The organism is Rhodanobacter denitrificans, from assembly GCF_003335105.1.
In the GTDB taxonomy this organism is placed as follows: Bacteria; Pseudomonadota; Gammaproteobacteria; order Xanthomonadales; family Rhodanobacteraceae; genus Rhodanobacter; species Rhodanobacter denitrificans_A.
This window is the reverse complement of sequence record NZ_QFWQ01000002.1, coordinates 108,702-121,364: the sequence shown is the minus strand read 5'-3', so window position 1 is coordinate 121,364 and position 12,663 is coordinate 108,702. Positions and strand designations below refer to the sequence as shown.

Here is a 12,663-nt window from a genome sequence, read left to right as displayed (position 1 = left end):
TGCACACACAGTCTCGCTCTGACGTCATTCCCGCGAAAGCGGGAATCCATTCTTTCCCGCGGCACAAAGGCAACATGGATTCCCGCTTTCGCGGGAATGACGGCAACAGATACGGGTTTCTCAGACACCGTAAGCCTTGCGCAGCAGGCTGAGCGGATGTTCCGCCGCCGGCTGGTCGCCCAGGCCGTGGGCGATGTGGCCGCCGGCCATCGGGCAGTCGCTGCTGAAGTGGTCGGGCTCGGCCTGCTGCACGCGGTTCTCCACCGGCTTCGCCAGCTTGCGCGAAAGCGCATAGGTCTTGTGCTTCACGCCGTAGGTGCCGTCGTGGCCGGAGCAGCGCTCGATGGTGGTGATCTCGGTGTCCGGCACCAGTTGCAGGATCTCGCGCGTCTTCGGGCCGATCTTCTGCACACGCTGGTGGCAGGGCACCTGCCAGGCCACCTTGCCCAGCGAAGCCTTGAAGTCGGTCTGCAGCAGGCCGGCCCTGTGCCGTTCGGCGAGGTATTCGAACGGGTCGAAGAAGCGCTCGCGGACCAGCGCTACCTCGGGATCATCCGGGAACATCAGCGGCAGTTCCTGCTTGAACATCAGCACGCAGGACGGGATGGCCGCGGTGAAGTCCCAGCCTTCGCGTGCCATCTTCGCCAGCACCGGGATGTTGCGCTCCTTGTACCTCGTCACCGTCTTGAGGTCGCCCAGCTCCAGCTTGGGCATGCCGCAGCAGCTTTCCTGCTCGACCAGCCGGGTCGGGATCGCGTTGTGCGCCAGCACGGCGGCAAGGTCCTCGACCACGCCGGGCGCGGAGTGGTCGCAATAGCAGGTGGCGAACAGCGCGAGCCTGCCGCGGGTGCGGCCCGCGGGCACCGCTTCGCCGCGGCCGTCGAGGTCGCGCAGGCGCTTGCGCGCGGTCGGCGCGAAGTACTCGGGCACGCGCGCCTTCGCGTCGACGCCCATGGTCTTTTCCAGCAGCTGGCGCGCGGCCGGGTTGCGGTTGGCGGCATTGACCACCTGCACCACCACCGGGATCGAGGCGAGCTTGCCCACGGTGCGCGTGCTGGACAGGATCTTCGACGACAGCGGCGCGCCGTCACGCGCGAACGCCACCGCCTTGGCGCGCAGCATCAAATGCGGGAAATCCACGTTCCATGGGTGCGGCGGCGTGTACGGGCATTTGGTCTGGTAGCAGAGGTCGCACAGGTAGCACTGCTCGGTGACCTTCGGGTAGTCGGCCTTGTCGACGCCGTCGACCTCCATCGTCGCGGAGGCGTCGACCAGGTCGAACAGGGTGGGGAAGGCATGGCACAGGCTGACGCAACGACGGCAGCCGTGGCAGATGTTGAACACGCGCTCCATTTCCGCTTCCAGCGCCGCAGCGTCCCAGAAAGCGGGCTCGTGCTGGCCCAGCGGATGGCGCGTGGGCGCGTCGAGGTTGCCTTCGCGCGTTTCGTGGATGGTGTCGGCCATGGTGTGTCCTGATCCGGGCGGCTCAATCGACCACCGTCATCCCCGCGCAAGCGGGGATCCAGTGTCTTTCACCTTACCGGGCGCTACCGGAGTCGCTGGATTCCCGCTTGCGCGGGAATGACGGATTCAGCGGCTTCTCAGGCCATGTCGCCCAGCGCCTTGGTGAAGCGGTTCGCGTGCGAGCGCTCGGCCTTGGCCAGCGTCTCGAACCAGTCGGCGATCTCGTCGAAGCCTTCCTCGCGCGCGGCCTTGGCCATGCCCGGGTACATGTCGGTGTATTCGTGGGTTTCGCCGGCGATGGCGCTCTTCAGGTTCAGCTGGGTGCCGCCGAACGGCAGGCCGGTGGCGGGGTCGCCCACCGCCTCGAGGTATTCCAGGTGACCGTGGGCGTGGCCGGTCTCGCCTTCGGCGGTGGAACGGAACACCGCGGAAACGTCGTTGTAGCCCTCGACGTCGGCCTTGCCGGCGAAGTACAGGTAGCGGCGGTTGGCCATCGACTCGCCGGCGAAGGCGTCTTTCAGGTTCTGCTCGGTCTTGGAGCCTTTCAGGTTGCTCATGACATCACCTCGTGGCGTTGGGCTGGGAGGGGTTGCAAGTGCGGCCTTCACGGTCGTGACCGGCCGAGCCTAGCGCGCGGCGGGCCTGCGATGAAATTGATTGTCTGGATCGGGCGGATAGCCCGCGGCTATCGGCGCGCCGGCTTGCGCGCGGGCGGAGCGGGCGGCAGGGTGGGCGTGGCGGCCGTGTGCGGATTCAGCAGGTCGGCCGGCAACTGCCGGAACACCGCCGCCAGTCGCTTCAGGAAGCCGGCCATCGCCGAGCTCTTGCGCCAGACCATGGCGATGCGCCGGCTCGGCGGCTGGCCCCTGAACTCGATCAGGTGCAGGTTCGCCACCGGCGCCACCGGCGGCTTCACCGCGGTGACCGGCAGCAGGGTGATGCCCACGTTCGCCGCCACCATCTGCCGCAGCGTCTCCAGGCTGGTGGCGCGGAAGCCGCTGCGCTCGACGGCGCCGGCGAGATGGCACACTTCCAGCGCCTGGTCGCGCAGGCAGTGGCCATCTTCCAGCAACAGCAGGTTCTGGTTGGACAGGTCGGCCAGTTTCAGCTGGCCCTGCCTGTGCGCCAGCGGGTGGGCTTCCGACACGGCCAGCAGAAAGGGTTCTTCGAACAGGAACTCGCTGTGCAGGCTGTCCTCGTGCAGCGGCAGGGCGAGGATGCCGGCGTCCAGCTTGCCCTCGCGCAGCAGGCGCAGCACCGTCTCGGTCTTTTCCTCGACCAACAGCAACTCCAGCTTCGGAAATGCCTGGCGCACCAGCGGCAGCGCATGCGGCAGCAGGTACGGCCCCAAGGTGGGGAAGATGCCCAGCCGCACCGTGCCGGATTCCGGATCGAGCGTGCGCCGGGCCACGCTGCGGATCTGCTCGACCCCGTTGAGCACGTCGCGCGCGCGGATGGCGATGTCGCGGCCAACCTCGGTCAGCAGCACCTTGCGCGGCGTGCGCTCGACCAGCGGCACGCCCAGTTCCTCCTCCAGCTTCTTGATCTGGGTGGAAAGGGTGGGCTGGCTGACGAAGCAGGCGTCCGCGGCGCGGCCGAAGTGCCGGTGTTCGGCCAGGGCCACCAGGTACTGGAGATCGCGCAGGTTCATGGATCGTCCCGGCTGGGCAATAGCCATACGCTATGACACGGATGGTAACAATCAATTGGAGCAATGCAAGCGGGCCGCCTATCCTGTGCCACGTTGCGCTCGTGATACCCCGCGCGTCGGAGTTGCCCTCCCTCTCCCCCGCAGGCGCGCGGGCTTCCCCGGCCGGCGATGAAGTCCGCTTCATCGCCGGTTTTTTTCTGGTTTTTTCGCAAGCGACCCCGGGGCCACGCCGGCTGTGCGGAGGGCATGTCTTCTGGCACTGGGTCGGAAGTCATGCCGGCTCTAGCTTGGGATTTTTCCCCACGCCAGAGAAACCTTCATGCGCCGACTCGCCCGTCCCCTCCTGCTCACCGCGCTGGCCGCCTGCTGCGGAGCCGCGTTCGCCGCCACCGCCGACCAGGTGCCGCAGGGGCGGCTGCCCGGTTGGGCCGTGCCGCAGTCGTACCAGCTGGCGTTCAAGGTCGATCCGGCGCAGCAGGATTTCTCCGGCACCACCACGATCAGGGTGAAGCTGGGCCAGGCCTCCGACCACCTCTGGCTGGACGGCGCGTCGCTTACGGTGTCGAAGGTGACCGTCACCGACGCCGCCGGCAACGCGCACGCCGGCAAGTACGTCGCCGCAGACCCGAAGGCCGGCGTGGCGCGGGTGGATTTCGGCAGCACGCTGAAGCCGCAGAATCTCACCGTGAAGTTCGAGTACACCGCGCCGCTCAACCAGCAGTTGCAGGGCCTGTACAAGGTCACCGCGAAGGGCCAGCCGTATGCAATGACGCAGATGGAGCCGATCAGTGCGCGCTTCGCCTTCCCCGGTTTCGACGAGCCGGGCTTCAAGACCCCGTTCGACATCTCCATCACCGTGCCCGAGCACGAGAACGTGGTGGCGAATACCAGGCAGGTGAAGGAGCAGCCGGCCGGCAAGGGCTGGAAAACCGTGACCTTCGCGCAGACGCTGCCGCTGCCGACCTACCTGGTCGCGTTCGCGGTCGGTCCGTGGGACATCGTCGACGGCCCGGACATCTCGCCCGACGCCTACCGCGCCGAGCCGCTCAAGCTGCGCGGCATCGCCGCCAAGGGCGAAGGGCATCGCATGCAGCATGTGCTCTCCGAGACGCCGAGCATCATCCATGCGCTGGAAAACTACTACGGCTTCGGCTACCCGTTCGGCAAGCTCGACCTGCTGGCGGCGCCGGACTTCGAGGCCGGTGCGATGGAGAACCCGGGCCTGGTGACGTTCCGCGACTGGCTGCTTCTGCTCGACAAGGATTCACCCGCGCGCAACGTGCGCGGTTCGTTCAACGTCAACGCGCACGAGCTGGCGCACCAATGGACCGGCGACACGGTCACCACCGAGTGGTGGAACGACATCTGGCTCAACGAGGCTTTCGCCACCTGGATGCAGCAGAAGGTCACCATGCAGGTGCACCCGGAATACCGCGCCGACCTCGACCGCGTGCGCGGCGCGCAGGGCGCGATGAGCAACGACAGCCTGACCAGCGCGCGCAGCATCCGCCAGCCGATCACCGGCAACGGCGACATCATGACCGCGTTCGACGGCATCACCTACCAGAAGGGCGCCAGCGTCATCGGCATGTTCGAGAACTACGTGGGCGAGAAGACCTACCAGAAGGGCATGCGCGCCTACATCCAGAAACAGAAGTTCGGCAATGCGACCGCCGACGACCTGGTTTCCGCGATCGCCGCCGCGGCCGGCAAGGGCGACGCGTTCAAGCACGCATTCAAGAGCTTCCTCGACCAGTCCGGCGTGCCCTACGTGGCGACCAGGCTCGAACAGAAGGATGGCAAGACCGTGCTGCAGCTGAGCCAGAGCCGCTACCTGCCGGTCGGCAGCAGTGGCGACCCGCAGCGTATCTGGGGCGTGCCGGTATGCGTGCGCTACGGCACCAGCAGTGGCAGCAAGATCGCCTGCGAGATGCTCGACAAGACCAGCGGTTCGATGGTGCTGCACGGCGCCAGCAACCCGACCTGGGTGATGCCGAACGCGAACGCCAGCGGCTACTACCGCTTCAGCCTCGACAAGGCCGGGCTCGACAGCCTGATCAAGCAGGTCGGCAAGCTCGGCGACGCCGAGCAGCTGGCCTATGCCGATGCGATCAACGCCAGCTTCCGCCGCGGCGACCTGGACGCGGGCCAGGTGCTGGCCGCGCTGCAGCCGCTGACTGGCTCGAAGATCCGCGAAGTGGCGCTCGCGCCGTTGGGCATGGTCGGCGGCCTCTACCAGCGCATTGCCGTCACCGATGCCCAGCGCGCGCATCTGGCCGCGTGGGCGAAGGCCGCCTACCTGCCGCGGCTGGAGCAGTTGGACTACCAGCGCAAGGCGGGTGAATCCGAGGATGCCGCCCTGATGCGCAGCAGCCTGGCCAGCTCGCTGGCATTCGACTTCAAGCTGCCGGAAGTGCGCGCTGCGTTGCTCAAGCAGGGCGAGGCGGCGCTCAAGCCGAAGGCGGATGGCCATCTGGACCTCGCTGCCGCCGACCCGGATCTGCTCGGCGACGCGCTGGGAGTGGCGGCGCAGGAGCACGGCAAGAGCGCGGTCGATGCGCTGATCGCCGAACTGCCGAAGACCAGCGACCCGGCCCTACGCAACGGCATCCTCGGTGGACTCGCCAGCGTGGAGGATCCGGCGCTGGCCGAACAGGTGCGCGACTTCGCGCTGACCAAGCCGGTGAAGGTCGGCGAGATGGCCATGCTGCTGCGCGGCGGCCGCGATACGCTGGCCCAGCGCGACGCGATGTGGTCGTGGTTCACCGCGCACTACGCGCAGATCCTGGAGCGCACCGGCAGCTTCTCCGGCGGCCGCCTGCCGTCGATGGCCGCAGGTGGCGGCTGCTCCGGCGCCGAGTACGACCGCCTGCAGGCATTCTTCAAGACCCACGAGAAGGATGCCGCCGGTATCGGCCGCGGCCTGGCGCAAACCGGCGAATCGATCCAGCTGTGCAGCGCGCTGAAGGCGAAGCAGGACCCCGCAGCGATCCTGCGCTGAGCGGGCCCGGAAGTCCGGTAGAAAGCCCCGCCACGGCGGGGCTTTTTGCTGCGCGGAAAAACCTCGCGGGCGATTGCGCCGGAACGGGAATTCCGGCTCTGCGTCCGCATTTCGGCAATACGGCCGGCGTAGGATGGCCGGCACGACGCGCGTCGCCGCTGGCGCATAAAGGCAGGGGAGATTGATGATCGAGTTGGAAATCCAGGGGCTCTCGGAACAACGGGAGGGTCTGCTGGTGGAGGTCGGGCGACTGGTCCTCGACAACGGTTTCGTCCTGCTGCGCCAGCGACTGGTCCAAGACGACCATGGCATTCTGCTGACCATGGTCGTGCAAGGTCCGTCACGCAAGAGGCGGCCGCTCGAGGCCGTGATGGATGGCTATCAGCGCTTCATCAGCGTGAAGGTCTTTCCCTTCGTCGAGGGCGAGTCGAGGCCGCATTTCGCCGCCTCGCCCCCGATCGCCGGCAACACGCCGCCGCGGGCACCTGCGCCTGCACGCATTCCGCCGGTCGCGACGCCGGCTGCAGCAGCCGGTGTGGCACCCGCCGCGGCGCGGCCGGTGGCGCCGGTCGCGAGCGTGGCGCCGGGGGCCGTCGATGCCGCGCCGACCGTTCCCGCGAGGAAAGCACCGGAATCGCCCGGCGACCGGGTCATCAGCCGGCGCCAGCCGGCGCCCAGACCCGCGTCGACACCGACAGCGGCACCGACACCGACACCGACACCGACACCGACACCGACACCGACACCCAAATCGGTTCCGGCGCCTCCTCCGCCTGCAGCGCGTGTGGCGCCGGCAGCCGGCGACACAGCACCGGTCGTGCCGCCGGCGGTGGAGCCGGAGCTGTACGAGGCGCTGCTGGTCCGGCGGCCAGCGAAGCCTGCGTCGGCGAAACCCGCGCCCGAGCCGTTCGTCGAAGTGGTCGCGCTGGAGGCGGAGGTGCCCGCGGTCGAGCAGGCCTTGGCCGATCTGGCGAACGAATATCCGCGAATCATGCCGCGCCTGCAGGCGCTGGAGCGCGCCGTCGCCGCCGGTGCACGCGAATCCTCGCTGCGTCTGGCCGGGCAGCGCGTCGGCGCCTGGCTGTCCGAGCGCGAATACGCACTGGATACCGGGCTGGATCTGGACGCGGCGTTCGATGCCATCGGCGTGCCGGCGCTGCATGCGTTTGTCGAGGTCGAGCGGCGCGACGGCCAACTGCACCTGCTGCACAGCCCCTTGTGCGCCCAGCACGGGCGCTCCGGCTGCAGCTTTTTCAGCGGTTTCCTGGAAGGCCTGCTGGGGCCGGCCATCGCGCCGCGCGAATTGTGGATCTTTCCCGTCTGCTGCCGCAGCTACGGGGCGGACGAATGCGTGTTCGCGATTTCCGGATGAGTGCGGCTGCGGGGCCTTCGCGCGAAGGCTTTCGCCATGGCCACCCACGCACAACCCCTTGTTCCGCCTGCTGCGTTGGATCGGTGACCGCTGCCGGCCTGCCGCCGGACCGTTGCCGGCAGCAGGCCCGGCTGTGCACCTGCGAAGTTCCACCTACACTGTGCCGGCCGCATGGCACAGGGGAGAAACGCATGCTTGCTCGGATACTCGGACTGCTGGGTCTGTGGTTGCTGCTGGCGGCGCCGCTGCCGGCGCAGGAGGTGCCGCCGCCGCTGCGCGACTGGCAGGGCTGGGTACTGCACGACGTGCCGCAGCACGATTGCCCACTCCTCGCCACCCAGGCGCCGAACGTGGGCAACCGCCAGTGTGCTTGGCCCGGCCGCCTGCTGCTCGATGCCGGCAAGGATGGTGGCCGCTTCAGCCTGGACGTGCGCGTGGACGCGCCGAGCTGGGTGGCGCTGCCCGGCGATGCACGCAACTGGCCGCAGCAGGTCAGCGCGAACAGCCAGCCGGCCACCGTGCTGCAGCGGGGCGATCAGCCGATGCTGTGGCTGGCGCCCGGCGACTACCAGCTGCGCGGCACGTTGCCGTGGACGACGCGTCCGGCGCGCCTGCGCGTGCCTGCGGCGATCGGCCTGGTGGTGTTGAACGTGGATGGCGCGGCGGTGACGCGCATCGAGCGCAACGGCGAGCAGCTCACCCTGGGCGAGGCTGCCGCCGCGCAGCGCGCCGCCGACGCGCTGGCGCTTCGCGTATATCGCCGGCTGGCCGACGGCCTGCCGGCCACGCTCACGACGCAGCTGCAGTTCAACGTCACCGGCAGCGCGCGCGAGCAGTTGCTCGGCCCGGCGCTGCCCGATGGTTTCGTGGCCACCGCCTTGTCCGGCGAGCTGCCCGCGCGGCTGGAGAGCGACGGCCGGCTGCGCGTGCAGCTGCGTCCGGGCCAGTGGACGGTCACGCTGGAAGCGCGCAGCGTGGCACCGCTGGCCAGGGTGGTTCTGAAACTTCCGGCAGCGCCGTGGCCGCGGCAGGAGATCTGGAGTTACGCCGACGATCCCGCGCTGCGCAACACCCGGGTGGAAGGGCACGCCACCGACGCGGCGCAGGCCGGCGTGCCGGACGAGTGGCGCGAGCTGCCGGCGTTCGTGCTGGACGACGGCGCGGGCCTGGCGATCGGGCAGGGCACGCGCGGCGACGAAGGCGGCAAGGGCGACCAGCTGCATCTGCAGCGCCAGCTGTGGCTGGATTTCGACGGCGGCGGGCTCAGTGTGGCCGACCACCTCAGCGGCGAGCTGCGACATCACCAGCGCCTCGAGGTCGCGGCGCCGTGGCGGTTGCAGCGGGCCAGCCACGGCGGCGAGCCGCTGCTGGTCAGCAACGGCGGGGACGGGCGCAGCGGTGTCGAATTGCGCGGACAGCAGCTCGATCTCGACGCTGGCCTGCGCCTGCCCACGCACAGCGGCGCGATTCCCAGTGCCGGCTGGCAGCTGCCGCTGGAAAGCATCGATGCCACCTTGCACCTGCCCTACGGCTACCGCCTGCTCGGCGCGACCGGCGTGGACCGCTCGCCCGATTCGTGGGTGGCGCAGTGGAGCCTGCTCGACCTGTTCGTGGTGGCGCTGATCGCGCTGCTGGCCGGCCGCCTGCTCGGCTGGCCGTGGGCGTTGCTGGCCGCCGGCTACCTGGCGCTGGCGCAGCACGAGCACGCTGCGCCGCTGTGGACGCTGGCGGCGACGCTGGCGCTGGCCCTGCTGCTGCGCGCGTTGCCGGAAGGGCGACTGCGCGCGGCGGCGCGCGCGGTGGCGGTGGCGGTCTTCGCGCTGGCGGTGCTGTGGACGCTGCCGTTCGCGGCGGCGCAGTTGCAGTACGCGCTGCATCCGCAGCTGGAAGGCGGAAGCCAGAGCCGGATTGTTTCGGTGGGTTATGCCGAGCAGGCAGCACAGGAAGAGGTTTATGCGAAGGCGCGGATGAAGCAGTCGGCGCCGGCGCCTGCACCCATGGCGCCGCCATCGGTCGCCGAAGTTTCCGCCGATGCGGCGATGCCGCCGCCACCACCGGCACCTGCGATGGCGACGCGAAACGGTTCGAGCTTGTCGCTGGAAGCCGTCACCGTCACAGGGTCAACCGTGCAGAACCTGAGCAGCGTATCGACCCTTGCCGGCAGCACCGTCGACAGCCGCAGCCCGACCCAGGCCGGCGCCGGTACGCCGCACTGGGACCAGGGCAACGACTACCGGCTCGGCTGGTCCGGCCCGGTGACCGCGCAGCAGGATACGCACCTGGTGATCGCGCCGGCCTGGCTGGTGCGGCTGTTGCGGGTGCTCATGGTGGGCTTGCTGGCGTTGCTGCTGGCGAAGCTGGTGCCGTTGCTGCTGACGCCGCTGCGCGGCCGCTGGCGCGGCGGCAGCGCGGTGGGCGCCGCCTTGCTGGCCATCGCTTTGCTGCCCGCCGGCCTGCATGCGCAGAGCCTGCCCGACCAGGAACTGCTGAACCAGCTGCGCAACCGGCTGACCGAGGCGCCAAAGTGCGCACCGGCCTGCGCCGCCGTGGCGCAGGCGCAACTGCAGGCGAGCGGTGACACGCTGGACGTGGAACTCGAAGCGCACATAGGCGCGACGGTCGCGCTGCCGCTGCCGCAGGCCGGCGAGGCGCTGCAGTTGCTCGACGTCGGCGTGGACGGCCGCGCCAACGCAGCGCTGAGCCGCCGTGGCGACCAGTTGCTGCTGCGGCTGGAGCGCGGAGTGCATCGGGTCGGCTTGCACTACCGCATCGGCGCGGCCGACAGCGCCAACCTGCGCTTCGCGCTGCGGCCGCAGCGCATCGCGTTCAGCGGCCAGGGCTGGTCGCTGGCCGGGGTCGACGACGGCCGCCCGCTGGGCGACAGCATCGCCCTGCAGCGCCTGCGCACGGCCAGCGACGGCAAGGACCTGCCGCCCGCCCAGAGTTTTCCGCCCTATGTGCGGCTGACCCGCCGCCTGCAACTGGGCGTGGACTGGACGGTCGAGAACACGGTCGAACGGATCGCCCCGCAGGATGGAGGCTTCAGCATCACGCTGCCGCTGCTGCCCGGCGAGCATCCGCTGGGTGATGGCGTGCAGGTGAAGGACGGCCGCATCGGCATCACCTTCAATGCGAACAGCGACGAGGTGAGCTGGATCAGTCGGCTCGACCACGCGGCGACGCTGGCGCTGGAGGCACCGACGCTGGGCGAGCGGGCCGAGGTGTGGGAAGTCCACGCCGCGCCGATGTGGCACGTCGATGCGAAGGGTGTGCCGACCAGCGCCAGCGACGAGGGGCTGCTGTACCAGCCGCTGCCCGGCGAGCGCCTGCAGCTGGCCTTCAGCCAGCCGGTCGCGATCGCCGGCAACAGCCTCGCGTTCGACGGCGTGCAGGTGAGCAGCCGCGCCGGCGAGCGTGCCACCGAAACTACGCTGGGCCTGCGCGCGCGCAGCACCCGCGGCGGCGAACACGCCATCGGTCTGCCGGCCGGCGCCGAGCTGCTGGACGCGATGCGCGACGGCGAGCCGGTCAACCTGGCCGTGCGTGACGGCAGGCTCAGCCTGCCGCTGCTGCCGGGCGAACACGGCTACACGCTGCGCCTGCGCGAGCCGCATGGAGTCGCCGCACGCACGCGCACGCCGCTGTTCGCGCTGCACGCGCCGGTGGCGAACATCGACCTCGCGCTGCAGTTGCCGCAGGATCGCTGGGTGCTGTGGACGTGGGGGCCGACCACCGGGCCGGCGGTGCTGTACTGGTCGCAACTGGTGGTGCTGCTGCTCGCCGCGTGGTTGCTCGCGCGCCATGCGCCCACGCCGCTGCGCTTCCGCCACTGGCTGCTGCTGGGACTGGGCTTCTCCGCATTCGCGTGGAGCGCCTATGCGCTGGTGGTGGCTTGGCTGATCCTGCTCGGCCTGCGCGCGCGCGGCACGCCGTCGGAGCAGCTGGGCAGCACGAAGTTCAACCTGATGCAGCTGGGCCTCGCGCTGCTCACCGTGCTGGCGCTGGCGGTACTGATCGGCGCGGTGCCGAAGGGCCTGCTCGGCCTGCCGGACATGCACGTGGCCGGCAACGCCTCTCATGCGTGGGACCTGCACTGGTTCGCCGACCAGAGCGCCGGTGCGCTGCCCGGCGCCGGCGTGTTCAGCGTGTCGCTGTGGGTCTACAAGCTGGCCATGCTGGCGTGGGCGCTGTGGCTGGCGAACGCGCTGATCGGCTGGCTGCGCTGGGCGTTCGAGGCGTGGACGCATGGCGGCTACTGGCGCAGGCGCGCGCCGAAGCCGGGCGCGACGCCGCCGCAGTTGCCGCCATCGACGAGCGAGCCGCCGCATGCCTGATGTCCGCCATCTGCTGGCTGCGGCCAGCGCGCGGCTCGGCGAGCGCACCGATGCCGAGCTGCTGCTGTTGCACGTATTGCGGCAGCCGCGCAGCTGGCTGTTCGCGCACGCCGACGATGAGCCGGATACGGATGCCCAGACGGCTTTCTCGTCGCTGGTCGAACGCCGCGCCGCGGGCGAACCGGTGGCCTACCTCACCGGTCGGCGCGGCTTCTGGTCGCTGGAACTGGAAGTGAGTCCGGCCACGCTGATCCCCCGCCCGGAAACCGAGTTGCTGGTGGAACTGGCGCTGCAACGCCTGCCATCCGATGCTGCCTGCCGCGCGGCCGACCTCGGCACCGGCAGCGGCGCGATCGCGCTGGCGATTGCATGCGAACGTCCGCTTGCCCGGGTGGTCGCCACCGACGCCAGCGCCGCCGCGCTCGCCGTCGCCCGCCGCAACGCGCAACGCCACACCATCGGCAACGTCAGCTTCGTGCATGGCGACTGGCTGGTCCCGCTGGCCGACGAGCGTTTCGACCTGATCGTCTCCAACCCCCCATACATCGAAGCCGCCGACCCGCACCTGGCGCAGGGCGACCTGCGCTTCGAGCCCGCCAGCGCGCTGGCCTCCGGCCCCGATGGTCTCGACGACATCCGCCGCATCGTGCCCGACGCCCATGCCCACCTGCACCCAGACGGCTGGCTGTTGTTCGAACACGGCTGGAACCAGGGCGCAGCAGTGAGGGCGCTGCTCGCCGAGGCCGGCTATGCCGACGTTTTCAGCGCGCAGGACCTGGAACAACGCGATCGCGTTTCCGGCGGCCGCAGGAGCGTGTAGGAGCCTGGTGGCGGGGCGGCA

Annotated in this window: 7 protein-coding genes; 4 read left to right on the top strand and 3 right to left on the bottom strand. The window is 69.8% G+C overall.

The genetic code is table 11. The annotated features are described in order from the left end of the window. Positions 1-120 precede the first annotated feature (120 nt). The 3 genes from DEO45_RS01455 to DEO45_RS01445 all read right to left on the bottom strand — a co-directional run bounded on the left by DEO45_RS01455 (position 121) and on the right by DEO45_RS01445 (position 3,115). Positions 121-1,464 carry a (Fe-S)-binding protein gene (locus DEO45_RS01455; RefSeq protein ID WP_114340555.1) on the bottom strand — a complete coding sequence of 448 codons (1,344 nt, stop codon included), beginning with the start codon at positions 1,462-1,464 and terminating at the stop codon, positions 121-123. Positions 1,465-1,601: 137 nt separating this feature from the next. Then, positions 1,602-2,021: a rubrerythrin family protein gene (locus DEO45_RS01450; RefSeq protein ID WP_114340554.1), complete on the bottom strand. Its 420-nt coding sequence runs from the start codon at positions 2,019-2,021 to the stop codon at positions 1,602-1,604. Positions 2,022-2,149: 128 nt separating this feature from the next. Further along, on the bottom strand, positions 2,150-3,115 hold the full coding sequence (locus DEO45_RS01445) for a LysR substrate-binding domain-containing protein (protein WP_114340553.1): 966 nt from the start codon (positions 3,113-3,115) through the stop codon (positions 2,150-2,152). Between the two features lie 319 nt (positions 3,116-3,434). Between DEO45_RS01445 and DEO45_RS01440 the strand changes: the two genes are divergently transcribed. The 4 genes from DEO45_RS01440 to prmC all read left to right on the top strand — a co-directional run bounded on the left by DEO45_RS01440 (position 3,435) and on the right by prmC (position 12,642). Beyond that, a complete protein-coding gene (locus tag DEO45_RS01440) occupies positions 3,435-6,116 on the top strand; it encodes a M1 family metallopeptidase (protein ID WP_114340552.1) in 2,682 nt (893 codons plus the stop codon). 184 nt (positions 6,117-6,300) lie between these two features. Continuing rightward, entirely contained in the window at positions 6,301-7,488 is a 1,188-nt protein-coding gene (locus DEO45_RS16415; RefSeq protein ID WP_223250736.1) for a hypothetical protein, read from the top strand. A 191-nt stretch (positions 7,489-7,679) separates the two neighbouring features. Next, on the top strand, positions 7,680-11,822 hold the full coding sequence (locus DEO45_RS01425) for a hypothetical protein (RefSeq protein ID WP_114340549.1): 4,143 nt from the start codon (positions 7,680-7,682) through the stop codon (positions 11,820-11,822). After that, positions 11,815-12,642 (top strand): peptide chain release factor N(5)-glutamine methyltransferase, encoded by an 828-nt coding sequence (gene prmC / locus DEO45_RS01420; RefSeq protein WP_114340548.1) that lies wholly within the window; start codon positions 11,815-11,817, stop codon positions 12,640-12,642. The genes DEO45_RS01425 and prmC overlap by 8 nt, the downstream gene beginning before the upstream one ends. Positions 12,643-12,663: the final 21 nt, after the last annotated feature.

What these genes read in the sequence shown, in the direction of transcription:
- DEO45_RS01440 (WP_114340552.1), top strand. Translation starts at nt 3,435, where the DNA reads ATGCGCCGACTCGCCCGTCCCCTCCTGCTCACCGCGCTGGCCGCCTGC.
- DEO45_RS16415 (WP_223250736.1), top strand. Translation starts at nt 6,301, where the DNA reads ATGATCGAGTTGGAAATCCAGGGGCTCTCGGAACAACGGGAGGGTCTG.
- DEO45_RS01425 (WP_114340549.1), top strand. Translation starts at nt 7,680, where the DNA reads ATGCTTGCTCGGATACTCGGACTGCTGGGTCTGTGGTTGCTGCTGGCG.
- DEO45_RS01455 (WP_114340555.1), bottom strand. Translation starts at nt 1,464, where the DNA reads ATGGCCGACACCATCCACGAAACGCGCGAAGGCAACCTCGACGCGCCC.
- DEO45_RS01450 (WP_114340554.1), bottom strand. Translation starts at nt 2,021, where the DNA reads ATGAGCAACCTGAAAGGCTCCAAGACCGAGCAGAACCTGAAAGACGCC.
- DEO45_RS01445 (WP_114340553.1), bottom strand. Translation starts at nt 3,115, where the DNA reads ATGAACCTGCGCGATCTCCAGTACCTGGTGGCCCTGGCCGAACACCGG.
- prmC (WP_114340548.1), top strand. Translation starts at nt 11,815, where the DNA reads ATGCCTGATGTCCGCCATCTGCTGGCTGCGGCCAGCGCGCGGCTCGGC.